This is a genomic window from Bacillus sp. XT-2, from assembly GCF_025696525.1.
GTDB classification, from domain to species: Bacteria; Bacillota; Bacilli; order Bacillales; family Bacillaceae; genus Bacillus; species Bacillus halotolerans.
The window spans coordinates 657,615-680,236 of sequence record NZ_JAHVOC010000001.1 but is presented as its reverse complement, the minus strand read 5'-3'; the positions used below and the strand labels follow the sequence as shown (position 1 = coordinate 680,236).

General features: G+C 45.2%; 26 protein-coding genes and 2 pseudogenes. 7 read left to right on the top strand and 21 right to left on the bottom strand.

What is annotated here, in order from left to right:
- Positions 1 to 40 precede the first annotated feature (40 nt).
- From spoIIM to ansA, 6 genes are all read right to left on the bottom strand, one after another.
- Complete coding sequence (gene spoIIM, locus KXD37_RS03690) at positions 41 to 685, bottom strand: stage II sporulation protein M (protein ID WP_024121933.1); 645 nt, start codon at positions 683 to 685, stop codon at positions 41 to 43.
- Between the two features lie 97 nt (positions 686 to 782).
- A complete protein-coding gene (locus KXD37_RS03685; RefSeq protein WP_106020052.1) occupies positions 783 to 995 on the bottom strand; it encodes a hypothetical protein in 213 nt (70 codons plus the stop codon).
- Positions 996 to 1,079: 84 nt separating this feature from the next.
- Complete coding sequence (locus tag KXD37_RS03680) at positions 1,080 to 2,402, bottom strand: NAD-dependent malic enzyme (protein ID WP_263463239.1); 1,323 nt, start codon at positions 2,400 to 2,402, stop codon at positions 1,080 to 1,082.
- A 15-nt stretch (positions 2,403 to 2,417) separates the two neighbouring features.
- A complete protein-coding gene (gene mleN / locus KXD37_RS03675) occupies positions 2,418 to 3,824 on the bottom strand; it encodes a malate-H+/Na+-lactate antiporter MleN (protein WP_024121936.1) in 1,407 nt (468 codons plus the stop codon).
- A gap of 140 nt (positions 3,825 to 3,964) precedes the next feature.
- Positions 3,965 to 5,392: an aspartate ammonia-lyase gene (gene aspA, locus KXD37_RS03670; RefSeq protein ID WP_254517703.1), complete on the bottom strand. Its 1,428-nt coding sequence runs from the start codon at positions 5,390 to 5,392 to the stop codon at positions 3,965 to 3,967.
- Positions 5,393 to 5,437: 45 nt separating this feature from the next.
- On the bottom strand, positions 5,438 to 6,427 hold the full coding sequence (gene ansA, locus KXD37_RS03665; protein WP_024121938.1) for an asparaginase: 990 nt from the start codon (positions 6,425 to 6,427) through the stop codon (positions 5,438 to 5,440).
- 182 nt (positions 6,428 to 6,609) lie between these two features.
- On the opposite strand from ansA, the gene KXD37_RS03660 reads away from it, so the two are divergent.
- A complete protein-coding gene (locus KXD37_RS03660; RefSeq protein WP_024121939.1) occupies positions 6,610 to 6,960 on the top strand; it encodes a helix-turn-helix domain-containing protein in 351 nt (116 codons plus the stop codon).
- Positions 6,961 to 6,967: 7 nt separating this feature from the next.
- On the opposite strand, the gene KXD37_RS03655 is transcribed toward KXD37_RS03660, so the two are convergent.
- Positions 6,968 to 8,131, bottom strand: a complete 1,164-nt coding sequence (locus KXD37_RS03655) for a TIGR00375 family protein (protein WP_254517705.1) — start codon at positions 8,129 to 8,131, stop codon at positions 6,968 to 6,970.
- Positions 8,132 to 8,133: 2 nt separating this feature from the next.
- Positions 8,134 to 8,685 (bottom strand): ADP-ribose pyrophosphatase, encoded by a 552-nt coding sequence (nudF, locus tag KXD37_RS03650; RefSeq protein ID WP_044154761.1) that lies wholly within the window; start codon positions 8,683 to 8,685, stop codon positions 8,134 to 8,136.
- 73 nt (positions 8,686 to 8,758) lie between these two features.
- Between nudF and mciZ the strand changes: the two genes are divergently transcribed.
- Both mciZ and KXD37_RS03640 read left to right on the top strand, forming a co-directional pair.
- Positions 8,759 to 8,881, top strand: coding sequence for a Z-ring formation inhibitor MciZ (mciZ, locus tag KXD37_RS03645; protein WP_010334819.1), 123 nt, complete (start codon positions 8,759 to 8,761; stop codon positions 8,879 to 8,881).
- A gap of 63 nt (positions 8,882 to 8,944) precedes the next feature.
- Complete coding sequence (locus KXD37_RS03640) at positions 8,945 to 9,865, top strand: aldo/keto reductase (RefSeq protein WP_254517706.1); 921 nt, start codon at positions 8,945 to 8,947, stop codon at positions 9,863 to 9,865.
- A gap of 29 nt (positions 9,866 to 9,894) precedes the next feature.
- Here KXD37_RS03640 and KXD37_RS03635 read toward each other — a convergent pair.
- Positions 9,895 to 10,048, bottom strand: a pseudogene (locus tag KXD37_RS03635) (YqkE family protein).
- A gap of 242 nt (positions 10,049 to 10,290) precedes the next feature.
- Between KXD37_RS03635 and KXD37_RS03630 the strand changes: the two are divergent.
- Complete coding sequence (locus KXD37_RS03630) at positions 10,291 to 11,196, top strand: alpha/beta hydrolase (RefSeq protein WP_151175122.1); 906 nt, start codon at positions 10,291 to 10,293, stop codon at positions 11,194 to 11,196.
- 36 nt (positions 11,197 to 11,232) lie between these two features.
- On the opposite strand, the gene KXD37_RS03625 is transcribed toward KXD37_RS03630, so the two are convergent.
- The 7 genes and pseudogenes from KXD37_RS03625 to KXD37_RS03595 form a co-directional block, all read right to left on the bottom strand.
- Positions 11,233 to 11,472, bottom strand: coding sequence for a DUF2552 family protein (locus KXD37_RS03625; RefSeq protein WP_024121944.1), 240 nt, complete (start codon positions 11,470 to 11,472; stop codon positions 11,233 to 11,235).
- Positions 11,473 to 11,485: 13 nt separating this feature from the next.
- Positions 11,486 to 11,809 (bottom strand): iron-sulfur cluster biosynthesis family protein, encoded by a 324-nt coding sequence (locus tag KXD37_RS03620; RefSeq protein ID WP_024121945.1) that lies wholly within the window; start codon positions 11,807 to 11,809, stop codon positions 11,486 to 11,488.
- On the bottom strand, positions 11,806 to 12,837 hold the full coding sequence (locus KXD37_RS03615; RefSeq protein ID WP_188323117.1) for a bifunctional GNAT family N-acetyltransferase/GrpB family protein: 1,032 nt from the start codon (positions 12,835 to 12,837) through the stop codon (positions 11,806 to 11,808). The genes KXD37_RS03620 and KXD37_RS03615 overlap by 4 nt, the downstream gene beginning before the upstream one ends.
- Positions 12,815 to 13,172, bottom strand: a pseudogene (locus tag KXD37_RS03610) (antibiotic biosynthesis monooxygenase family protein). The gene KXD37_RS03615 and the pseudogene KXD37_RS03610 overlap by 23 nt, the downstream one beginning before the upstream one ends.
- 12 nt (positions 13,173 to 13,184) lie before the next feature.
- Complete coding sequence (locus KXD37_RS03605; RefSeq protein ID WP_188323118.1) at positions 13,185 to 13,655, bottom strand: GNAT family N-acetyltransferase; 471 nt, start codon at positions 13,653 to 13,655, stop codon at positions 13,185 to 13,187.
- A gap of 181 nt (positions 13,656 to 13,836) precedes the next feature.
- Complete coding sequence (locus KXD37_RS03600; protein WP_127696799.1) at positions 13,837 to 14,175, bottom strand: YolD-like family protein; 339 nt, start codon at positions 14,173 to 14,175, stop codon at positions 13,837 to 13,839.
- Entirely contained in the window at positions 14,172 to 15,410 is a 1,239-nt protein-coding gene (locus tag KXD37_RS03595) for a DNA polymerase IV (RefSeq protein ID WP_151175125.1), read from the bottom strand. The genes KXD37_RS03600 and KXD37_RS03595 overlap by 4 nt, the downstream gene beginning before the upstream one ends.
- 165 nt (positions 15,411 to 15,575) lie before the next feature.
- Here KXD37_RS03595 and KXD37_RS03590 point away from each other — a divergent pair, with 165 nt between their 5' ends.
- From KXD37_RS03590 to KXD37_RS03580, 3 genes are all read left to right on the top strand, one after another.
- Positions 15,576 to 15,782, top strand: a complete 207-nt coding sequence (locus tag KXD37_RS03590; protein ID WP_010334838.1) for a YqzH family protein — start codon at positions 15,576 to 15,578, stop codon at positions 15,780 to 15,782.
- Between the two features lie 515 nt (positions 15,783 to 16,297).
- Entirely contained in the window at positions 16,298 to 17,527 is a 1,230-nt protein-coding gene (locus tag KXD37_RS03585; RefSeq protein ID WP_127696796.1) for an MDR family MFS transporter, read from the top strand.
- A 53-nt stretch (positions 17,528 to 17,580) separates the two neighbouring features.
- A complete protein-coding gene (locus tag KXD37_RS03580; protein WP_024121954.1) occupies positions 17,581 to 17,742 on the top strand; it encodes a hypothetical protein in 162 nt (53 codons plus the stop codon).
- Here KXD37_RS03580 and KXD37_RS03575 read toward each other — a convergent pair.
- The 5 genes from KXD37_RS03575 to KXD37_RS03555 form a co-directional block, all read right to left on the bottom strand.
- The gene (locus tag KXD37_RS03575; protein ID WP_127696946.1) at positions 17,739 to 18,125 is read right to left on the bottom strand and encodes a VOC family protein; all 387 of its coding nucleotides are present in this window, start codon (positions 18,123 to 18,125) and stop codon (positions 17,739 to 17,741) included. The two genes, KXD37_RS03580 and KXD37_RS03575, sit on opposite strands and share 4 nt — an antisense overlap.
- Positions 18,126 to 18,130: 5 nt before the next feature.
- Complete coding sequence (coaA, locus tag KXD37_RS03570) at positions 18,131 to 19,090, bottom strand: type I pantothenate kinase (protein WP_127696795.1); 960 nt, start codon at positions 19,088 to 19,090, stop codon at positions 18,131 to 18,133.
- Between the two features lie 88 nt (positions 19,091 to 19,178).
- Complete coding sequence (gene dsdA / locus KXD37_RS03565) at positions 19,179 to 20,525, bottom strand: D-serine ammonia-lyase (RefSeq protein WP_106020063.1); 1,347 nt, start codon at positions 20,523 to 20,525, stop codon at positions 19,179 to 19,181.
- A gap of 92 nt (positions 20,526 to 20,617) precedes the next feature.
- On the bottom strand, positions 20,618 to 21,397 hold the full coding sequence (locus tag KXD37_RS03560; protein ID WP_106020064.1) for an SDR family NAD(P)-dependent oxidoreductase: 780 nt from the start codon (positions 21,395 to 21,397) through the stop codon (positions 20,618 to 20,620).
- A 5-nt stretch (positions 21,398 to 21,402) separates the two neighbouring features.
- Entirely contained in the window at positions 21,403 to 22,362 is a 960-nt protein-coding gene (locus KXD37_RS03555; RefSeq protein WP_024121959.1) for an MBL fold metallo-hydrolase, read from the bottom strand.
- Positions 22,363 to 22,622: the final 260 nt, after the last annotated feature.

Sequence of the window (22,622 nt, the reverse complement as noted above, 5' to 3'; positions counted from 1 at the left end):
ATAAACTGATAAATAAAATGATTTTCTTTTAATAATATTTTTAAAAAAGTCGCGATGTCAGCTTTTCCATCAAAACAGGCGACATGTATGCTTCAAAGAGAGACGAGATCAGCGCTAAAAATAAAATGATCAGGAGAACAACAGCATATCGCCCGAACCACTGGATCGGCGCATCATGCAGACTTCGTTTGACGAACAGCTGCCTGATCAGCTTTAAAGAAAATGCAATTGCACACGTGCCCATAATGAGGTAAGCCGGAATAAGCAGCACATTTTGCGGCAAAACCGAGACAAAGGATAAGAAAAAACCGCTGATTCCCATCTGGTTGACGAGAAATCCCACAGTAAATCCGACAACAATTCCTTTTAGAAAAATCATAATGAAAATGATCGGCATACCAATCACAGAAATGCCTAAAATCCACATCAGCCCTAAATACTTTACATTATGAAAAATGCTTTGCCAAAACATATCGGATGAGCTGGCCTGCTTTCCGTCTGATAGCTGTCCGAAAAATTGGCTTAAATAATAATATAAATCTTCTTTCTGGCTGATCGTCATGCTGTTCACAATAATAGCGCCAAAAATCACACCCATGAAAAACAGGACAGACACAAATATATAAAGTGAGAGATGATCCTTTACATGCCCGAGAAACATGTCCTTATAAGAAATTTTCCGCATATCGTTTCCTCCCGCCCGCTCTATTGATTTGATTTAATAGATTGTATGAAAGAAACGAAAAAACATGCTCTTTTTCAAAAAGAAACGATAGAGATTGCTAGGCGGCGGTTTCGGGCATAAAAAAATCCCTATCATCAAATGCATTATGATCATAAGGATTTTTGTGTTTATGCTTTCTTTTATTCAATATGTCTTTTTTGCTTTTTGTCATTCTTTCATGGGTGCTGAAGGATGGAGAACTGCCTCTTGATACTGAGGCGTCCCGTCCGCTGTTTCTAAGCTGATCACTCCCTGTTTCATTTTGGTTCATTATAGCAAATGGAACATGTTATTAAAATGTTTTGAATCTGTCAGAAAAAAACCAGCACCTGTCGTGCCAGGTGCTGGTTTCATTTTAATGTTTGACCGCTGTAAGAGCTGCGCGTTCAACGGCGGCTGTCACTTCGTGATGGACCTTTGAATCCAGCGGCTGCGGAACCACATCGCCTGGCTTTGTGCAGGCTGCAATGGCCTCTGCTGCTGCCACAAGCATATCGTGATTGATCTCCTTGCTTTTGGCATTCAGTGCTCCTCTGAATATACCCGGGAAGCCAAGCACATTATTCACAGACCGCCCGTCAGCTGCATACGCTGCGCCGGCCTGCAAAGCAGCCTCAGGCTCAATTTCCGGCTTCGGATTGGATAATGCCAATATGACCTGACCAGATCGTACGAATTCAGGTTTAATTAAACCAGGAACTCCTGTTGTGGCAATGACAATATCACATGTTCCCATTAACTCTTCGATGCTGTCAGCTGTCTGTCCGCCGTATTGCTCAAGACGACTCATCGCCGCCTCTGATTTGTCTGTACCGCATACAGCTTTGACGCCGTAAGCCATAAACATCCGGCAGATGGCTACGCCCGCTGCGCCGAGGCCGATCTGCCCCACTTTTGCTTCTTTCAAGTCAACGCCCGCGCTTTTACATGCCGAAATGGCAGCTGCCAGCGTGACGACAGCTGTTCCATGCTGATCATCGTGCATGACAGGGATACTTAGTTCCTCTTTTAGGCGATCTTCAATTTCGAAGCAATGCGGTGACCCGATATCCTCAAGCAGGATGCCGTTAAATCCTGGTGAAATATGTTTTACCGTATTGATGATTTCTTCAGGATCACTTGTATCCAGCAAAATCGGGATACCGCTGATCCCTGCCAGCTGATCAAACAGCGCTGCCTTTCCTTCCATAACAGGCATTCCCGCCACAGAGCCGATGTTACCAAGGCCGAGAATCGCTGTTCCATCGGTTACAATTGCGACCGAGTTGCTGATTGTTGTGTAGATATCAGCCTTCTGAGGTTCTTTCTCGATCAGTCTGCAGACGTCTGCTACACCTGGGGTATAGACACGCCCGAGCTCTGCCAGCGAACGGATTGGCATTTTGCTTTTCATTTGGATTTTTCCGCCTTCATGAGCAGACAGGACTTCATCAGATACCGTGTGAAGCCTGATCCCTTCGCCAAGAGCCTGAACAGCCATGATCACTTCCTGAAGCTGTTCTTCATTTTCCACTTGTACAGTAATATTGCGCATCGTGTAATTGGGTCCGACTTTTACCGTCTCCACATCACCAATGTCTCCGCCCAGAAGGCCGATTGCTGTAGCCACTCTTCCGAGATTTCCGGGAACCGAAGGCGTTTCTATCATCAGTGTCCGAATCATGTGTTTCGCTATCATTCAGTGATCCTCCCCTTAGCCTAGTTTTTCAGCTTGAGCTGTATCGTTTTTCGTATACCATATACATTTTCCTGTATAACCATAGATAATGGCAAGACCTATTGCGACAAAACTGAGCCACATAAATGGCAGATAAGAGAAGGTAGAAACTCCTAAAATCCCGGCCATGTAAATGCCGTTATCAGACCAAGGGACCATACCTGAAGTCAAAGTTCCCCCGACCTCTGAATTACGGGATAGAACTCTTCTGTCCAGATGCAAACGGTCATAGCTGTCTTCCATAATCTTCGGTGTCAAAATAAGAGATACATACATAGCACACCCGAAGATGTTCGCCAAAAATGCTACAATCAGCGTAGATAATGTCACATTGCCTGCTGATGTTAATTTCTTTTCAAAAGTAGAGACAATCACTTTTAATACACCGAGTTTTTCAAGCAATCCGCCAAAGCCGAGACCAAAGATAATCACGACGAGAGAGTCAAGCATACCGACGATGCCTCCGCGGTTTAAGAGGCCGTTTAAAAACTCAACATCTGTTTTAATAGAGAATCCGTTGTACGCAGTTGCAATCGCATCGGCGATATTCATGCCTTGGAAAATAGCAGCCCAAGCAGCCCCAAGCAATGCACCAATTACGATAACCGGCATAGACGGCTTTTTCATCGCTAATAAGACGATTACGACAACAGCCGGAATCAGCATCCAAATATGAATGTCAAATGTATTCTGCAATGAAGATTTCAAAAATTCAACTTTGTCGAGATCAATATTTTTCCCGCCGTACATAAATCCAACAGCTGTAAAGAGAATAGCCGTAATCACATATGCTGGTATTGATAAATAAAGCATCGCTCTGACGTGAGCCAATACATCCACTTTTGATAATGAAGAAGCCAGGACTGTACTGTCAGACAGAGGAGACAGCTTGTCCCCGAAGTAAGCTCCGGAAAGAATGGCTCCAGCTACAAGAGGAAGCGGGATTCCGAGGCCTTCACCAATTGCGATCATGGCAATGCCGGCTGTTCCTACTGTTCCCCATGACGTTCCTGTCGCTACAGACATAATAGAACAAATAATTAACGTTGCGAGTAAAAAGATACTAGGATGAATAAATTCTAATCCATAATAAATCAAGGTCGGCACGACGCCTCCGGCAATCCATGTTCCAATGAGCGCTCCGACTGAAACGAGAATCAGAACAGCTTCAAGACCATTAGATATCCCATGAACAATCGCGTTTTGCAGATCTTTATATGAATAACCCAGTCTGATTCCGAGAATCATTGCAATAAACCAAGAAACAAAAAGCGCTAGCTGTATTGGCAAGTCTAAAAAGACTGTAAACGACAGAACAAGTGCTAAAAATGCTCCTAGTACGATAATAATTTCAAATAGTGTTGGCAATCTTACATCCTTCAAAAGAAGTCCCCCTTAATGAAAAAGCTAAAACGCTTTCAATAAATAGTGCAACACGTATACTATACTTCCTCATCCCTATGCTTGTAAACAGCTTATTCACCGGCTAACCAGGGGTGAATAAGCTGCATTTTGTTTAAATTTTATTTTTCTAATAGCTCTTTTCCAGCAATCCCTGGCTTTGTCATCTCGTATGGATTTAAAATGATATCCAATTCTTCTTCTGTCAGCACATCATGCTGAAGGCAAAGATCACGGACGGATTGGCCTGTCATAATCGCTTCCCTGGCGATTCGGGCAGCCGCTTCATAACCAAGATGCGGATTCACAGCGGTAATAACGCCAGCGCTTTTTTCTACGTATTGTTTCAAGCGTTTTTCATTAGCTTCGATGCCTTTTAAGCAATAGTCAGTGAAGGAACGGAAACCATTGTTCATAATGCTGATTGATTGCAGCAGATTAAAGACGAGCACTGGCTCCATAACGTTTAACTCAAGCTGACCTGCTTCTGAAGCTAGGCAGATGGTATTATCGTTTCCAATCACCTGGAACGCAATTTGGTTAATGAGCTCCGCCATAACCGGATTGACTTTACCCGGCATGATGGAAGATCCCGGCTGGCGGGCAGGCAGAGAAATCTCCGCAAGTCCGGCGCGCGGTCCCGATGCCATTAAACGAAGATCGTTTGCGATCTTCGACATGTTCATCATGCAGACTTTTAATGATGCAGAAACTTCTGTGTAAGCGTCTGTATTTTGCGTTGCATCGACAAGATGGTCAGCGCCGACAAGAGGCAGTCCGCTAATATCAGCAAGGTGTTTAACGACTTGTTTGATATATCCCGGATCGGCGTTCAGGCCAGTGCCGACTGCAGTAGCGCCCATGTTGACTTCATACAGGTGCTGCCGTGATTGTTTAATGCGTTTAATATCACGCTCAAGAACACGGCTGTATGCATCAAATTCCTGGCCGAGACGAATCGGAACAGCGTCTTGAAGGTGAGTCCGTCCCATTTTAATGACAGAATCAAATTCCTGTGCTTTTTGTTTAAACACACCATGCATGTCTTCCATCGTCTTAAGCAGTTTTTCCAGCAGATTCAGTGTGGAAATATGAATGGCTGTCGGAAATACATCGTTTGTTGACTGTGACATATTAACGTGTGTGTTAGGGCTTAAGTGGACGTATTCTCCCTTTTTATGACCCATGATTTCGAGCGCGCGGTTTCCGATGACCTCGTTCGCATTCATGTTCATGGATGTACCAGCGCCACCTTGAATCGGATCGACGATAAACTGGTCGTGCCACTTGCCTTCCAGAATCTCGTCTGCGGCTTGTACGATAGCTTGGCCAATTCCTTCATACAACCGTTTTACATCCATGTTTGCAAGAGCGGCAGCTTTTTTTACAATCGCCAGCGCGTTAATCATTTCTTCATGGATTTTATATCCCGTAATCGGAAAGTTTTCTGAAGCACGCAGCGTTTGGATGCCGTAATAGACATCTGCTTCAATTTGTTTTTCTCCAAGGAAATCTTTTTCCACGCGGTATTCTTTTTGGCCGTTTAACATAATCTTTAACCTACTTTCTCTATAATGGTTATAGTTTTAGCTTTTTTACAGGACAACGTCATCGGCAATCGGTGTTTCCATAATTCTTTTTACGACCGGCAGATCTGAGGATTGGCCGAGTGCCCACATTAATTTAGGAACGATTGCTTCAGTGTTCATATTTCTAGAGCGGATAATCAAGTCCTGATTGACTCTGCGGCCGACTTCGTAAATACTCATATCTTCGCCTTCTTCCAAGCATTGAGTCGTAATGACGACAACGATGCCGCTTTCAATCAGCTCATTTACTTTGGACAAAATGTCTCTGCCTTCAAACGGAACGCCTCCGCTGCCATAACTTTCGATGACAATTCCTTTGTACATGCTTTTCAGAGCGTCCAGCATTTCCGGCTTTAAGCCCGGATGCAGCTTAAGCAGACAAACATCTGTGCATAGTGACGTGTCAACCGTGAAGGAGTCGTTCTCAGGTTCCGTTACTTGTTTGTTGTATTCAATCCCGTCTTCTGTAATAAAAGCGATATATGGATAATTGATGCTTTCAAACGCGTCATAGCTTTTCGTTCTTAACTTGATCGCACGTGTTCCTTGAATGACTCTGCCGTCAAACACAACATAAACCCCACCTACGCCTTCACAGGCAAAGCGAATGGCATCTGTAATATTTTTTTTGGCATCTGTCTTTTGAAAGGTAATCGGAATTTGCGAGCCTGTAATCACAATCGGCTTTTTAGCATGCTGCAGCATATAAGATAATGCGGCAGATGTATAGGCCATTGTATCTGTACCATGGGTAATAACAAACCCGTCATAGGCATCATAATTTTCCTTAACGGCTTCCGCTATCTCTACCCAGTATTCAGGCTGCATATTGGTGCTGTCTATATTCATAAGCGATTGGGTTTCCATCGTGTAATCGTTATCAAGTTTTGATACGTAACTTAACAACTCGTCAGCCTTCACCCCCGGGGCAAGCCCGTTTTCCCCTTCAACTGAAGCGATCGTTCCCCCAGTTGTCAACATCAATAATTTTTTCATACCATACACCTCTTCACTATATCTAAAGATGGGTTTGCGAGAAGGCATTCGCTTTTCGCATACTTTTAATGCAATTATAGACACGGAAAATAAAATACGCAAGACATTATTATTCAATTCGCGTACACTTCCGAATACCTATATGATATAATCAGCTCAAGTTGAAAAAGGAGCGGAAGTCCATGAATTTAGATCGTTTAACTGAATTGAGAAAAAAGAAAAATTGGTCGCTTCAATATACGGCTGACCTCCTGGGCATCGCAAAAAGCACATACGCGGGATACGAGTCCGGCTACCGCCGCCCTTCACTTGAGGCGCTGGCAATGCTGGCAGACCTTTTTGACACAACCTGCGATGACCTCTTAGGCCGCCCAAAGCAAAAGCAGACTGCTCCTCAGACCATTGAATTGACCACGTGGAGCAGCCTTGACATTGATATTGCTGTTGACGGCAAGCCGCTGTCTGAAGACGAAATTATACAGCTGATCACCTTTATCCGGACAAAGAGAAAAGTCCAGGAGGAACTGAGTTAATTTTCACTCACGACTTAACTTTCCCGTAGGTTCCTCCTCCTCCGGCTTTCAGTTCAAGCTTTCCTGACCTCGCTTTCACAATAAGAGCGGCGGTTTTCGGCGGAACAACCCGCGCCAGATCCTCCTCTGAAGTCTCATGGAGAACAGCCATTTCTGTGCCAAAGGCAGTCTTCAGCTTGTCAAGGGTTTTCGGTCCGACACCCGGAACAAATTGCAGCGGTATCTGATGGACATATCTAGGACGCGTTATGCCTTTTCCAGACTGATCACTCAGTTCGCGCAGTCTTTCGCTGACACCCTTTGTCAATCTGGCACTTCCGCATTCCGCGCACGCCGTTGCCCCGCTCACTGTACGCTCCCCGCATACTTCACAAGCCGTTTGATAATACTTCCCCAACAGCGGATCTAATCCGTAATTTGCAGTAATTTTCCTGTTGTCCTGCCCCTTTAATGCAAGAGCAAACTCAGAAAAATCAGCTGACTGCACATATAATTCATTATATTCTCTGCCGATCTTCCCTAAGGAATGCGCATCAGAATTTGTTAAAAATGAATATTTATTCAATTCGGATACCCGTGAAGCCATAGGTGTGTCACAGCTTAAACCAAGCTCGACCGCATCTATCATAGAAGGATCAAAAACCTCAGTTAAACTTGACTTAACCCCTTTTCCGTACAAGCTTTTGTGGGGCGTGAAAATATGGGCGGGGATAAACAATCCGCCCATTTCCTTTACTTTTTTTTGAAGGTTCAAGCCTGTTTCGTATATCCGCTGCGAGCTTAAGTGAATATTTTTCATCCGCGCTGAAAGCCAGGCTGAAAATTGTTTCATATCAGCGAGTGTCGGCATAAAAGCGAGCACATGAATCGGCCCGCTGCAGGCTTCATCGTAAATCTCCAGCTCGCTTCCCAATAAAAGAGTTGTGCTGCGATAACGGATTCCGCCGCCCTCAAGCTCGTGATACCTGCCTGAAGCAATGCCTTCCTCAAGCTCTATTATGACTTCCGGGGAATGGCAGTCAATAATCCCGAGAAGTTCAATCCCTTTATATTCACTGGCCTCAACCAAAATCCGGTCCAGCGTCAGGGTTTTTGCACCTGTTATTTTGACAGCCCTTCCTGTATAGGTCCGGCCGATATGAATGTGTAAATCCGCGTAAATCTTTTTCATTTTTATGCTTGCAGCGCTTCTTTCAGCTGAAGATATTGAATCGCATAGGCTGTTTTTGCGTCATATACCTCACGCGACTCAACCAGCTTCAGTGCGTCTTCAAGCGTCACCTCCATCACTTCAACAAACTCGTCCTCATCAAGCTCCCGTTTTTCTTCAAGCACAGACAGCTCTTCCGCAAGAAAAACGTGGACAATTTCATCGGCAAAACCGGGCGATGTATAGAATGCTGTGATTTTAGTCAGCTTTTTCGCTGTGTATCCTGTTTCTTCTTCCAGCTCCCGAAGCGCCGTATACTCCGGCTCTTCTCCTTTTTCCAGCTTTCCGGCCGGTATTTCAACGATCGTCCGCTCCAGCGGCTTCCGGAATTGTTTCACCATTATGATTTTCCCTTCGTCTGTGACAGCCAGCACCGCTACCGCACCCGGGTGTTTTACAATTTCGCGTTTACTCGTTTTTCCGTTTGGGAGCTCGACGTCCTCTACATAAAGATCAATAACTTTACCCGAAAAAATCTGTTCTTTAGCAATTGTTTTTTCTTCTAAGTGTTTCATTTCTTCATCTCCCGTTCTGTCTCTATATCATGCCCCATACATTTTATCATACTAGAGAAAAGGGGGCTTCTTTATGAAAGTGTACCGTATGCAAAAGGGCGTCGTTTTAGTGGGAAAAGCGTGGGAGGTGCGGGCGAAGCTCAAGGAATACGGGCGCACATTCCGGTATGTGAAAGATTGGATTTCCGAGCCGTAAAAGTTGAAAACTCCGCTCCTTTATATTACGGTCATTACAAAGCCTAAAAAAAGGAGTGTGCACATGAGAAAGCGCAAACTAGGTTCATCTGATTTAGAAATAAGCGAAGTCGGATTTGGCTGTATGTCCCTTGGAACCGAAAAAAATAAAGCGCTGTCGATCCTTGATGAAGCCATTGAGCTTGGCATCAACTATCTGGACACAGCTGATTTGTATGACCGCGGCCGCAATGAAGAAATCGTCGGCGAAGCGATTCAAAACAGACGCCAGGATATTATTTTGGCCACAAAAGCCGGAAACCGCTGGAGTGACGAAAGTGAAGGCTGGTATTGGGACCCTTCAAAAGCTTACATAAAAGAAGCTGTGAAAAAGAGCTTGACACGTCTGAAAACGGATTATATCGACCTGTATCAGCTTCACGGCGGCACAATAGAAGATAACATTGATGAAACGATTGAAGCATTTGAAGAATTAAAACAAGAAGGTGTCATTCGTTATTATGGAATTTCTTCTATTCGCCCGAACGTCATTAAAGAATATGTGAAAAAGTCAAACATCGTCAGCATTATGATGCAATTCAGCCTGTTTGACAGACGGCCGGAGGAATGGCTCCCGTTTTTAGAGGAACATCAGATCAGTGTCGTTGCCAGGGGCCCGGTCGCTAAAGGGCTGCTGACTGAGAAACCGCTTGAACAAACGGCTGACAGTATCAAACAAAACGGGTACTTATCCTATTCGTTTGAGACACTGACAAATGCCCGCAAAGCGATGGAGAATGTCGCGCCAGATCTGTCCATGACAGAAAAGTCGCTGCAGTATCTGTTAGCACAGCCTGCTGTCGCCTCAGTGATTACAGGCGCCAGTAAGATTGAGCAGTTACGGGAAAACGTTCATGCTGCAAACGCACGGCGTTTAAGTGAAGAGGAAATCAAAGCGCTCCAATCTCATACGAAACAAGACGTTTACGAAGCGCACCGTTCATAAAGAAAACCAGCACCTGACCGGGTGCTGGTTTATTTGTATTGATGCCAATCGAGCTGGCTTTCATCGAGGAGCTGTTCAAAGCTTTTGTTTTTTTTCGATCTCCTTTTTCTTTCTGATCTGTTCTGCTTTTTCTCTTTTCTGTCTCTCCTGATCCTCTTCCTTCAATTGGCTTTTCATCTGCATCAGCTTTTCTTTTATATCGGATTGAAGGTCGTCTTTTAACTGGTGTTTGTCAGTGGATTTTTGTTTTTTCATGCTCGCTTCCCCCGTGTTTTGTTTTGAAGCCAGTTTATCATGGAGATTCAGGCTGAACAAGCAGACTCTCTTCGGAAAAACGCTGTCATATTTTTCTGCCGGCTCAGCAGCGTTTAGGTATAATGGTTTTAGAAGGTTATCCATAATAGAGTTGAAAGGTGCTGTGTCTTTTGAAAAGATTCCTTTTAGCCGTCGGCGCTGTCTTGGCAGCTGTAGCTGCTATCGGTATTTGTTTCACAAATATCATTATGTTCATAAAGAAAAAAACCGACGAAGAGATTATGAAAAGAGAAACAGATGACGGGCATGATGTATTTGAATCGTTTGAACGCATGGAGAAAACGGCTTTTGTGATTCCATCGGCTTACGGATATGATATAAAAGGCTACTATGTTGCACCACACGATACATCAAATACAATGGTCATCTGCCACGGTGTGACCGTGAATGTATTGAATTCTGTCAAATATATGGATTTATTTCTTGATCTCGGCTGGAATGTGCTGATTTACGATCATCGCCGGCACGGACAAAGCGGCGGAAAGACTACAAGCTATGGTTTTTATGAAAAGGATGATTTAAACGAGGTCGTCAAATGGGTCAAAGACAAAACCTGTAACCGCGGATTGGTCGGAATTCATGGTGAATCAATGGGAGCAGTGACTGCTCTGCTGTATGCAGGCGCACATCCTGACGATGGCGCTGATTTTTATATTGCCGATTGCCCGTTTGCAAGCTTCGAGGAACAGCTTGCGTATCGTCTGAAAGCGGAATACCGGCTGCCTTCCTGGCCGATTCTTCCCATTGCCGACTCCTTTTTGCGGTTCAGGGACGGCTACCGCGCACGCGATGTATCTCCGCTTGCCGTCATCGAAACGATCGAAAAGCCGGTCCTCTTTATTCACAGCAGGCACGATGATTATATTCCTGTTTCTGCAACCGAGCGGCTTTATAAAAAAAAGCCCGGTCCAAAGGAACTCTATATTGCTGAAGCTGGAGAACACGCCATGTCGTATACAAAAAACCGGGACACGTATCGAAAAACCGTGCAAGCCTTTTTAGACAAAATAACGTAAAAAGCGAAAGGCCCCTTTCGGCCTTTCGCTTTTCCATCATAAAACGTCGGTGATGCCATCCATATTTTCACTGATCCATTCAATCGCAAGGTCTATCGTAGTAAACTCCTGCGCTTCAAATGTCATTTCATCCTGCAAAAGCCAAACATCCTTCTCGACGGATTGCGCTCCTCCGATTGACCAATGCAGCAGGGTGTAGGGATGGTTTTTGTTCAGAAAGGATACCCACGTTTTATTCTGTGCTGTATTCTTAATTGACTTCAGCTTTTGTTCCACGTTTCGTGTCTCCCTACTTTACTAATATGCTCATTCTTGGACTGAGCATTTGAGCCGGACTTTTCAGCGCCAGCGTTTTGGCTTTTTCATTGTAATCGATTGTCATTTGATCGTCAAAAAACACTTTTTGCGACGACTGGATATATAGCGGAATGCCGTTCGTTTCCAGCTGCTCACACTGTCCCGCTAATTCCTCTGTCACCCAGATGGTCGGTACACCGCTTACTGCGCAGCCGCATCCTTCAGCGTCATAACGGAGCTGTGCCTTTTTTCCCGGGTTGGCGTCAAGCGCCTGCTGCAGTGCCTGTTTTGCTGCATCTGTCACATGAATGTTCATAAAGTGAAACCCCCGTTTTTTTCATTTTCGCTATTGTAGCACACCACGCGTCCGTTCGCATTGTTTCTGCCTTTTTTCCACCGCTTCGCTTTTTCTTCTGCAGCCTTGATCCAATCGGTTTTTCCCTGTATGTACTGCTTGATATTGTCCGGGTACTGGGCCGCCAGCTGTTTTTTGAGCGCGGCGTATTCATTCGCTATTTCCGGATGAGCTGTGAGATAATCTCTGAACACCAAATGCCTTTCAATAGCAGGATGCCCTCCCTCATAAATATGGACATGATGGGTACGCTTATTTCCGCCCTTTTGAAAATAGCGTCTGCCAATAATGCCGTTTTCTCCTTTCGGCATATAGCCGAGCTCCGCCATTTTCGAATCATATTGGTTCACGGCCGCGATATCCTTTACTGCAATCAGGATATCAATGACCGGCTTTGCCGCCATATTTGGTATCGATGTGCTTCCGACATGATGCACGTCAATGATCTCCGGGCCGAGCACAAGCTTCAGACGATCTTTTTCCTCACTGAACAGCCTTGCCCATTCTTCATTGTAGTGAACGACTTCAACCTTTCTTTTCGGATAGAGATGAAAGACTGACAGCAAAAGCCCCTCTGACGCTTTGACGGTTTTCGTCTTTACAAATCCTGCTTGCGTATACAGCGATACGGCCGGGTTGTTTTTCTCGGCTGTTACTACCTCGATTTTCTCAGCGTCTTCGTTCTGGTCAATAACAAATTGCACGAGTGCTCGTCCGATGCCTTTTCTGAAACCGTCTGGATGCACAACAAGCCTGCAAATAGTCAGCTCATGCATAAACTTCTCGTATGAAATGACACCGAGCAGTTTCCCGTCTTCCCGGTATCCCGCAAATCGCTCCTGTGAGGCTCTGATATCCTCGGCTTTTTCGTGTAAAGCAGGGATTCCGTCAAAACCGATAAGCTCCGCTTCTTTTACATAAGCTGGCTTTTGAACGTCAATAATCTCATGCGATACATCCTCTTCCTTATGCTGAAGAAATGCAATCATTTGTTTTCTCCTGAAAACAGCCGCTGCTTCTCGACTTTGGCGACGCGGACCGCATACGATTCATACCATACGCTTTTTCCTTTTTCTTTCGCTGCCTGGTGTTCGGTGTGATGCTTCCAATGATTGATTGCGTTCATACTCTCCCAATAGGAAACTGTGATGCCGGTTCCATCCGCTTCGCGAACGCTTTCCACACCTAAAAATCCGGGCTGGCTCGCCGCAAGCGACACCATCCGCTCTGCTGTTTCTCCATATGCTTCGTCATTTTCACTTTTGACAGAAGAAAAGATAACAGCATAATAAGGAGGCTCAGGTGTTTTTGACAAAAAATCCATAGCGGTTCCTCCTCATATGTTTTTCACAAAAAGAACCCTGTCCTGGCCCGGTCCATCGTAATTTGCAAATACTGAGATGCCATTCACTGTTTTGCCGCCTTTTTCAATTTCAAAACCCAGTCTTGTATGATACGCGATTGACACCTTATTTACCGGGGACGTCACGCACTTTACCCGGGTGCATCCCCTCTTCTTAACTGCTTCAATAAACACATCGTATAATTGTTTTCCAATTTGCATTTTTCTGAAATCCGGATGCACACCGGAAAAATGGATGTATGCCGTTACAGGATCTGATTGCGATTGAAATCCGATTAAAAATCCAGTCATGCTCTTATGTTCATGTGTGATAAAGCTGGTGTCCTGAAAATGTTCAAAAAATAATCGCGGGAGCTTTTCTTTCAGCTGCCTGCCGCCCCACCATTCATTCATTACAGACGTTACCATTTCATAATCTGAAGACGTGATTGTTCGAATATCCATTACGCTTTGATCTCCCTCCGTCTGGCAAAACGAATGTCTCTTTTTTCTCACAATATAAAAATTATATTTTGCCTGACTGGAATTGTAAATGCCTTCTTTTCTGTATCATACGTTTCCAGACTGCTGACGGAACAATGTTTGCTATTTTCACATCTAGTTCTCCCCCCAGGAGGGGGAACATTTACAGAAAAATATCAAGCACCTGATCAAGTCTCAGCTTACAGAGCTTGCCGGCGTCCCCTTTTATCCACACTGTTTTTTCAAATTCTTCATAGCGGCAGATTTTCCCGCTGCAGGTGACAATTTCGCCATCTTGAAAGCAGCTGACAGTAATATCCTGAGCAAATTCCATTGCCATGCAAAACGTTTGGTTCATCTCCTCCAGCTTATCCGAATCAAGGATTGGCCTTTGCAGCTTCTGTTTATGGCGTTTTCTCTCAAGCAGGCTTTGTTTATGTTCAGGCAGAAACATCCGGCTTCCTTCCCACAGCAGATTGCCTCTTTTTAAATGCTCATTCATTTATAATGCCCTCCTATTTTAGCCGCTCGTTCAAACGCCTGGCCTGCCGCTGTCAGTGAGGCCGCCCTGATGATCGCCGTGTCGCCGAACCGGTTTTTAATCCCGTCCATCACATAGCCGAGGCGCATCTTCTTTGCATAATCCTGAAATAAATTAAGCTGCCATACTTCATCAGATGAGAGCTGAGAGAGATTGACCCCGAGGCGGCGGACAGGCTTCCCGTCCCAAAACTTGAGAAACAGTCTGCATACAGCCTGGTACACATCCTGCGTAGAATTGGTCGGTTCCGCCAGCTTCACTTGCCGGTTGAAGCCGGTCGGCAAATCAAAGTCAGCCCCCCTGCAGCTCACCGAAACCGTCTGCCCCATCAACCCGGCGTTTCGGCTTCGCCTGCATACCTCTTCACTCAGCTCCAGCAGAACGACCTTTATTTCTTTGTCAAAGTGTTCATAGTCTTTCGGGAGTGTCATTCCGTGGCCAATCGCTTTTTGTCCGTCCAGCGATGCGGTTGACACAGGAGAATAGTCGATTCCGTTCGCCGTCATCCACAGCACGTGTCCGTTAATGCCCCATTTCTTTTTTAAAAGCTCGAGCGGAAAAACCGCAAGCCCGCCGATCGTGCTGATGCCCATTCGATTTAAATGATGTTTCATCCGGCTCCCGACGCCAAACATACTCCCCACCGGAAGCGGCCACATCTCGGTTTTCATATTTTCTTTCGTTAACGTGAAAATACCGTTCTTATTCTTTTTGGCAAAATTGTCACACGCAATTTTGGCAAGCGCTTTATTAGGGCCGATTCCGACCCGGGCATAAATGCCGACCTCCCGCATGATTCTGTCCTGAATGCTTTTGGCAATCTCCTCGGGCGCCCCAAACAGCTTCTGGCTGCCTGTGATATCCATGAACTGCTCGTCAATGGAATAGGGTTCCACAAGATCTGTATATTCCTCTAAAATGGCGGTGATTTGCAGCGATACATCAATATACCGCTGCATACGAGGCCGGAGCACAACAGCTTCAGGACACTTTTCCTGCGCTTCCCACAGGCGTGAGGCATTGGCTACCCCTTTTCGTTTCGCCAGCGGGCATGCAGCCAATACGACTCCGCCCCGCCTTTCCGGATCACCCGAAACAATCACCGGCTGATTTTTTAAATGTGGATTTTCCGCTTTCTCTACAGATGCATAAAACGATTGCATGTCAACGAGAAAAATCACTTTTTCTTTCATCATACACACCTCTAAAAAGAACTTATGTTCGCTTTCGTATTATATGCGAAAATAAGTTCGATTTATACTGGTAAATGATTCTTGTCTGACAGAAAATATGATGCAAGGGTTTGAGAGAGGTAAAACTTTTAGTAGAATGAAAGCGAGCATAAAGATAGGAGAGTCAATATGGAGAAATTTGTCGAAAAAATGTTGGGACAGGCATTGCGCCAATACGGCCGAAATGTTGCCATTGATCCGTTAAGCCCGTATGAAAAACAAAGCCTGAAAGCTGCTTTAGAGGAAAGACAAAATGAAGATCCAGACGAGGACCTGCATGCGCATATAGAGGATATCATTTATGACTACGTCACAAACCAAGGGCTGTTTTCTTAGTCACATGCACCTTCATTGTTGGAGAAATTTCTTATATCTGTTTTCGTATGGCCAGAAGGGACGCGGCTGATATCGACGGGAAGCGCCCCTTCTCATATAGGGGCGCTCAAGCCCGTCAGCATAAACTTTAATCTGATGCCCGGTCTCACTCAGCATTTCAGGAACCACGCCGATATGAGCTACAGCCTGATGGGTCAACGTCTTTAAACGGAAATCCGTTTGCTTCTCCCGCCTTCCTGATGTCTTTAAACTGCCCGGGCATTTCCTGCTCAATGAGAATTGCACTTTCATGATATAAGCGCCGAACAAAAATCCGTGTACTTCACCCTCCACTCAACGGCGTAAACGCCATCGTCAACGTGAAACATGAACCATTCAAAAAACAAAGGTCATCCTGCGCACACATAACACTCCCATATAAACCGGTAAGTAAAAATATTTAATCCTCCGTTGGATAAGGAAATTTTTTCATGTATGATAGAAAAAGATCTTACTAACAGGAGAGAACAATAAACATGAAGACATGGAAAGATATCCACCCAATCAGCTGGACAATTATTATCGGAACCATTTTCGGCAGAATGGCAACATCGATGAGCATTCCGTTTTTAGCGATTTATTTAACAGCTGTCCAAGGCGCATCAGCGTCCTACGCGGGGCTTGTCATTGCGGCGAGCTCATCAGTCGGTATCATTGCAAGCTTTTATGGCGGATATATCTCGGACAAATTCGGCAGAAAGAACATGATGCTTGTATCCATTTTCGGCTGGATGCTGGTGTTTGCAGGGTTTGCGGCCGCTTCTCACCTCTGGGTATTTTTTGTGGTAAATGCGTTAAACGGACTTTGTAAATCACTGTTTGAACCTGCATCAAAAGCTTTGCTGTCAGATATGACAGAAGAAAAAACAAGATTGCTGGTTTTTAATCTACGGTATGCAGCCATTAATATCGGCGTTGTCTTCGGCCCTGTGCTGGGTCTGTACTTTGGTTCATCACAATCTACCGCTCCTTTTTTGGTGCCCGCAGTGATTTATGGGATGTACGGTGTGATCCTTGCCATCCAATTTAAAAAGCATCCACCCGCGACATTAGAACAATCCAGAAATATGAACGTTCGGGAAGCGTTTATGGTAACGCAAAAGGATCGTCTTTTTACAGTTGCTCTTATCGGCATTACACTATCCATCTTCGGCTTTTCGCAGTTCAGCTCTACATTCCCGCAATATATGGCGCAAAATCCTTTTATCGAAGATGGGACAAAATTGTACGGCTGGATGCTGACATTAAACGCAATTGTTGTTTTGGCAACACAGTTTCCCATCGTCTACCTTGGTAAACGGTTTTCGCCGCTTTGCTCCCTGATGCTCGGCAATATCATGATCAGCGCCAGCATGATGATCCTTACCATGTCACACGGCGTTTCTTCACTTGTTATCATTGTGGTTGCATTTACAGTTGGAGAAGTGCTCTTATTCTGTATGATGGATTTGTTTGTAGACCAGATTGCAAAACCCGGATTAAAAGGAACGTATTTCGGAGCGATCGGCTTTTCGCAGTTTGGGAATGTGATTGGCCCTTGGGCAGGCGGCTTATGTATCGATATATTTGGCGCCGGGCATCCAAGTTCCATTTTTTCTGTCCTTAGCGGCATCACCCTGCTTGGCCTGCCGTTTTTAGTGTTTGCCTATCGGAGGATGAAAGCGGAAATCACTGAGCAGCAACCCGGACTGGGGAAGCCGCTTTAACACAAGAAGAGGGGAGAGAATCGCTCTCTCCCGCAAAAACGAGGTGATGAAATATGAATATAGGTGATATTATGTTTCAGCTGATCGTATTTTTCATGTTTGCCGCTGTTATCTCGGCGGCTGTGATCGGCTCTACATATGCGAAAAACCGTAAAGCACAGCTGGACCGAATCGAAAAAAAGCTTAACAGCATGTCCGAAGACCAAAACGATTAACCGCTTGGGGCAACGAGCTCTACCTTAATCCGGTCAGGGTCCTCACAATAGACTGCATAATGCCCGTCTCCTCCGGCAAAAGGATGCCGGTCTCGGTACAGCACACGATAGCCTTTTGCTATCAATTTTTCAGTCATCAGGTCGACTTGAAGCTTGGATTCAGCATGAAACGCGAGATGGTTCAGCCCGACACGGCACCTGTGATATTTCGGCTCTAGACATTCTTCTTTTGCCTGAACAATCACAAGGTAAAAGTGATCTTTCTTCCAGCTGATGCCGGAACTCCATTTTTGAAACTCTTTATAGCCAAGCTCTGCTAAAAACCATCCCCAAAACCGCTTAGACGCTTCCAAGTCGGAGACATACAGCTCAATATGGTGCATCATGATCACACCCTTCTCACTAACACTTCTTCTACCTTATGCCGGTCTCCCTTTCGCAATATTAAATCTGACCTGAATTTAGTCGGCAAAATATTTTCATATAAATTAGGGCGGTTGACACTCTCCCAAATCGAGGTTGCCATCTTGTCAGCCTCCTGGTCAGACAAGTCTTTAAATTTATGAAAATACGAGTCCGGATTTTGAAAGGCCGTTTCCCGAAGAAGGCGGAAACGCTCTAAATACCAGGTAAGAATCCGGCTTTCGTCCGCATCTACGTAAATTGAAAAATCAAAGAAATCGGAAACAAAGATGCGGGGATTTTCCCGGTCATCCTCCAAGGTCGGCGATTGAAGAACATTAATTCCTTCGATGATCACGATATCAGCCTGTTCTACAACCTCAAACACACCTTCCTCACGGTCATAGGTTAAATGAGAATAGACCGGGGCCTTTACTCTTTCTTTTCCTGACTTTACGTCATTCAAAAATTCGAGGAGCGCTTTCACATCATAGCTTTCAGGAAATCCTTTTCTTGACAGCAAGTTTTTCTTCTTCAGCTCAGCTGTAGGAAATAAAAAGCCGTCTGTCGTGATCAGGCTGACCTTGGGCCGATCCGGCAAACGTGAAAGCAGCTTCTGCAAAATCCGCGCTGTCGTGCTTTTCCCGACAGCGACACTGCCGGCAATGCCGATGATAAACGGAATTTTGGCTGAATGAGGGTGCTTCAAGAAGACATTCACATGCTTATTTCGTTCGGCAGCGGACTTGACATGCAAATGAAGCAGGCGAACAAGCGGAATATAGATCGTCTCCACTTCCTCTACGGATAGATGATCATTCAGCCCTTCAACAGCTTTTGCCTCTTCTTCAGAAACAGCAATCGACAAATGGCCCCCAAATCCTGACCAAGACTGCCGGCTGTGCTGTGTATATAAAGTATGTAAATTAAGCTCTTTATTTTTCACTGTTTACACCTGACTCTCTGTAGCTTTAAACAAACGCTTACAAAGATTGTAACGGAAAACATTCCTACTGTCTGCTTATTTTTTCAATTTACCTTTTTAACAAGTCAGCACCGATTCGGTTATATGCAGCCATTTCTTCTTTCGGAACCATACTGCCTCCCGTTCCCCAGACAACATGTACGGCATTTTTCATGCTGTGACGCAGATCATTTTCAGACATGTCGTGTTTCCCGGTATCCGATAAAAACAGCTGAACAGGCCCGAACATGCCGGCAAGCGCAGACGGCTCTAAATGCTTATTTTCAGATAAAGCCAGCAAATGAAGCAAGGTATACAGCGTTTCGTCTTCAATTGTATAACAGCCGCTCAGCAAAGGTTCTATCAGATTGCCGACAAATCCTGACGGACGCCCTACGGCAAGCCCGTCAGCAGCCGTTACATTATCCAAGCCGATATCCTGCACAGAGATCTGGTCATGCAAGCCGGAATATAGACCTAAGAGCATAGACGGTGAATGGGTAGGCTCCCCGAAAAATACATGGACATGGTTTCCGTACAATAGCTTCAGTCCAAATGCCACACCGCCCGGCCCTCCGCCGACTCCGCAAGGCAAATACACAAACAGCGGTGTTTCAGGACCAGGCTCGATATCCATAAAGCTGAGCTGTGTTTTTAAACGACTGGCCGCTACCGCATATCCTAGGAACAGCTGGCGGGAATGTTCATCATCAATAAAATAACAGAATGGATCTTGTTCCGCCTGCCGCCGTCCTTCTTTAACCGCTTCACTGTAATCTGATTCGTACTCGATTACGGTGACACCCTTTTTGCGAAGTAAATCCTTCTTCCACTGTTTAGCGTCGGAGGACATATGCACCGTCACTCGAAAACCTAGTTTGGCGCCAATGATGCCGATGCTTAAACCAAGATTGCCTGTTGAGCCGACAGCAATGGAATAGCGTGAAAAAAATGAAGTGAACCGCTCTTCGTGCAAGATGCTGTAATCATCTGTTTCCTTAAGCATTCCTTCTTGAAGCGCAAGCTCCTCCGCATGTTTCAGCACTTCATAAATACCGCCGCGTGCTTTAATCGATCCCGAAATCGGAAGCTCATGATCGCACTTTAAAAGCCATCTCCCCGGAAACGTTTCGCCATACACTTCCTCCAGCTTCTTTTTCATATGGCGTATTTCAAAAAGCGGCGATTCAATCATCCCTTCGGCAGCTTTTGTTTCCGGAAACGCCTCGGCAATATAAGGAGCAAACCGCCGAAGTCTTTTGTCCGCCTCGGCTATCTCGCTTTCCCACTCAGCCGCTTGTAATACCATCCCCTCTTTCTTGCCGGGATTAGCCCAGAATACCGGTCGTGCATCAATCAATTTCTGAATAAATGGATCTTTTATCAGATTACGCAAAGTTTCTTGATTTATCGACATCAGCCATTTCTCCTTCCTTTAACAAATGTATATCTTTATAAAAAACTGCCTGCAAACACACTAAAAGGCGCCTCACACAGGCAGTTCCATGCTTATTTTTTCATGAACACCCGTCCAGCCAGCTTTTCCACAAGGGCTGGAAACAGCTGATATAGCTTTGTGCCGGCATTCATCAAACGAGGAAGGTTGATTTCACGTTTGTTCGTCATAATGACAGACGCGATTTGTGCTGCCACATCATCTGGGTCAAGCATCCAGCGTTCGACATTTTTGGCATAGTCTCCGCCTTTATCAGCAATAGAAAAAAAGTCAGTCTGAATCGGCCCTGGATTGACTGTCGTCACATAGACGCCCGTGCCCGCCAGCTCCATACGCAAAGCGTTTGAATAGCCGAGCACAGCGTGTTTTGTCGCTGAATAAAGGCTGGATTTCGGCGTGGCAATTTTCCCTGCTTGAGAGGCAATATTGATGATATGGCCGCTTTTTTGCTCAAGCATATGCGGAAGAACAGCTTTTGTACAGGCGATCAGACCGAAAACATTGACATCAAACATTGATTTCATCTCATCAAGTGTAGAGTCTAAAACCGTTTCAAAAATACCGAAGCCTGCATTATTGATCAGCACATCAACCGGACCGATCTGATCACGGACGAGGGTGATATCTTCAAGACGGGAGACATCCAGAGGGAAAATATCACACTGTCCGCTCCATTCCTCGGTCATTTTTCTTTTGATTTCCTTCAAACGATCCTCACGTCTTGCCGACAGCAAAACATGGGCTCCTTCAGCCGCACATAAATAAGCGATTCTTTCACCAAGCCCTCCTGAAGCACCTGTAATCCAAATACGCTTGCCAGCTATATTTTTCAACCTGTTCACCTCTCTATTGCTCTAAAGTATGCGGTATTTCCATCCCAATATGACGTGATGCCTGCTTCGGCTGCCAATATATCAAGATGCCCAACCGTTTCTGACATCGTTAAAAACAACTCTTTTTCATAAACGGCAGGAAAGAGCTGCTGACAGACCTGAAAAGCGGTAAGCGGTTTTTCCGACAGCATATGACGCACATCCTCGGTTCGGCTGCTCTGCTTGTCAAACCGCTTCTTGATCAGTGCTCGTACATTGCCAATCGTCTCGCCATGACCGGGAAACACTGTGTTCGGGGCAAGTTCAGACAGCCTCCGCAACGACCGCTGATAATCCAGTAAAGGCTCCGATCTTTTTTCTCCCGTTTTTGGCGCTTCAAGAATCGGGTTAGACGAGCTGTTCGCCAGCAGCAAATCACCGCCAAGCATTCTTCCGGTCTTTTCATGAAAGAGAACAATATGCGACTCTGCATGTCCGGGCATTTCCAGAACAGTCCAGTCACCCATCCCGTCAATTTTCATCCCTTCCGTAACCGTTTGGGTCAAGGATCTTGTACAGGAAAATGCGTACGCCGACCGGATGAGCCTTTCTGCTTTCACATCATCAAATGGAACGCCTAACTCAGGCAGCAGCTTTTGAAAAAAATGTTTTTGCCACTCCATAAATGCCTTGTCTCTGCTGATATATGGTTCGTTAAACGGATGTCCAATCACTTTAATATCATCAGAAAAAACATCAAGCAACCCCGCATGATCCGCGTGATGGTGAGTCAGCACGATCTGCTCAATATCTGACATTTCTATATGTATACTAGCAAGCTGCTCTTTTAGGACTTCAGCTGCTTCTTTAGTGTTCGGTCCGGCATCGATCAGTGTCAGCGCGTCACCTTTCACTAAGTAAACGATGACATCACCGACGGCAAACGGTGTCGGGACGCGAATCGGAATGATATCTGCAGTTGTCATTCTTTTGCTCCTTGTCTTCATTCATTACTCATATTTTAGCTTTTTCTCGGTCCTGTGTCATTATTGCCGTATGAGAATGTCCCTTTTTGAAAAAGCTATTGACATTAGCTTATCCCCCATTGCATAATGAACAACAACTAAAATGAGAACCATTGGAACGCTATGACGAGAATAGTATACAGGCAATGGCCAGAGAGAGCGATATCCCCAGGCTGAAAGGTATCGCGGCCCGCTTGTTTGTAGAACCTGCCCTCAAGTCG